This is a genomic window from Spiroplasma endosymbiont of Megaselia nigra (assembly GCF_003987485.1).
Classification (GTDB): Bacteria; Bacillota_I; Bacilli_A; order Mycoplasmatales; family Mycoplasmataceae; genus Spiroplasma.
Genome location: NZ_RCOO01000203.1, coordinates 1 through 1,912, shown reverse-complemented (window position 1 = coordinate 1,912; position 1,912 = coordinate 1). Strand labels below are relative to the sequence as shown.

Genomic DNA, 1,912 nt, shown 5'->3' with positions numbered 1-1,912 from the left:
TTTTGGACCTTTTGGTGTATTTAAAATTCCTTTTTTAAAATTTCTTTGTCATGAATCAAGTGTTTTTATATTTACTTTATATTTTTGTGCAATATAAGTAATCGATGTTTGTTCAATTTCTTTTACTGTATTTTTTCGAAATTCTGCAGTATATGTTTTAAATTTTTGTTCTTTTCCCGCCATTAAAAAATGCACCCCCTCTAAAAGTTTAGTAAAGTTCTTTTTTAATTTTACTTACTTTTTGTGGTGCAGTCTTATTTATGAAAGCATTATTAAAAATATTATTTTTAATAAATATTAGTAATATTCCCTTAATAATAAATGCATGTGTTATAAAGTGTAAAAGAAAACAAATTGGATTTTGGTATATGGTTTGCAAAAATGATAAACTATTTCAAAGTAAAACACCTAATTACCATTGATATTTATTAATTTATTGTCATGTAAAGTAGAAAAAGAAAAAAACAGAATTTATAATAAAAAATATCTTTTTTACAATTTTAATTATAAAACCCCATCTATTTTGAGTCTTTTTAAAAAAATTTTTTATTTTTTTGCTATAATAAAATAGGAGATTTTTAAAAGGAGAAAAAATATGGAAAATTCAACGAGAAAAGTAGTTTTAGTTGGATGTGGAATGGTTGGAAACAGCTTTTTATATTCAGCGATGAACAGAGGGATTGCACAACATTATGTGCTAATTGATGCGTTTCGACAAGCAGCAGAAGGGAATGCTATTGATTTATCAGATGCAACTGCTGTTTTAGAAAATCGTTTTAGTACAATTAAAGCTGGTGATTATAGTGATTGTAAAGATGCTGATTTAATTGTTATTACAGCAGGAAGACCACAACGAGATGGTGAAACACGATTAGATATGGTTGCTGATAATGCAAGAATTATGCAAGATATTGCTTTAAAAATTAAAGCCTCAGGTTTTAAGGGTGTTACGCTAATTGCTTCAAATCCGGTTGATGTTCTGGCATCAGTTTATCAAAAAGTAACTGGTTATGCAAAAAATAAAGTTATTTCTTCAGGAACAACTTTAGATTCAGCACGTTTAAGAAGATTAGTTGGTAATAAATTAAACATTGCTCCAGCTAGTGTTAATGCTTATGTTTTGGGTGAACATGGTGATTCATCAGTTTCTGTTTGATCAAAAGCTTCAATTATGCAAAAATCAATTGCTGATTTTGTGGCAGAAGGAAAATTAACAGAAAAAGATTTAGAAGATATGCACCAACAAATGATGAAAATGGCTTATACAATCATTGATTTGAAAAAAGCAACTTTTTATGGAATTGGTGTATGTTTATCATCAATTGCAAAAGCAATTTTAAATGATGAAAGATCAACCTTTTTAATTGGTGCAAAATGTGAAGGTGAATATAATGTTACGGGAACTTACATTGGTGTACCAGCAGTTATTGGTGTTAATGGGATTGAAGAAATTATTGAGTGAAAATTAACAAAAGAAGAGCAAGTTAAATTTGAAAAATCAGCGACACAATTACATGAAGCTTTAAATGTTGCTCTTGCAGCATTAAAGTAATATTTAGGAGGACTTTTTAAGTCTTTTTTTATGTTAAATTTATAATATTTAAGACTGCACCCCAAAAAGTAAGTAAAATTAAAAAAGAACTTTACTAAACTTTTAGAGGAGGTGCATTTTTTAATGGCAGGAAAAGAACAAAAATTTAAAACATATACTGCAGAATTTCGAAAAAATACAGTAAAAGAAATTGAACAAACATCGCTTACTTATATTGCACAAAAATATAAAGTAAATATAAAAACACTTGATTCATGACAATACAATGTTTCTTTTAACTGAGAATATGAAATAAAAAACCTTTCTAGGTTATTATTAAATATATAAAGTTAGGAGAAACATTTTTTATATGGCAAAGGG

The 1,912-nt window shown here is 27.2% G+C and carries 3 protein-coding genes; 2 read left to right on the top strand and 1 reads right to left on the bottom strand.

Annotated elements, in window-relative coordinates:
* A partial coding sequence (locus D9R21_RS06080) for a transposase (protein ID WP_148108862.1) occupies positions 1-183 on the bottom strand: 183 nt, incomplete at its 3' end.
* A 412-nt stretch (positions 184-595) separates the two neighbouring features.
* On the opposite strand from D9R21_RS06080, the gene D9R21_RS06075 reads away from it, so the two are divergent.
* Together D9R21_RS06075 and D9R21_RS06070 are read left to right on the top strand one after the other, a co-directional pair.
* Entirely contained in the window at positions 596-1,552 is a 957-nt protein-coding gene (locus tag D9R21_RS06075; RefSeq protein WP_126821495.1) for an L-lactate dehydrogenase, read from the top strand.
* Between the two features lie 123 nt (positions 1,553-1,675).
* Positions 1,676-1,879: a hypothetical protein gene (locus D9R21_RS06070; RefSeq protein WP_126821306.1), complete on the top strand. Its 204-nt coding sequence runs from the start codon at positions 1,676-1,678 to the stop codon at positions 1,877-1,879.
* Positions 1,880-1,912 lie beyond the last annotated feature (33 nt).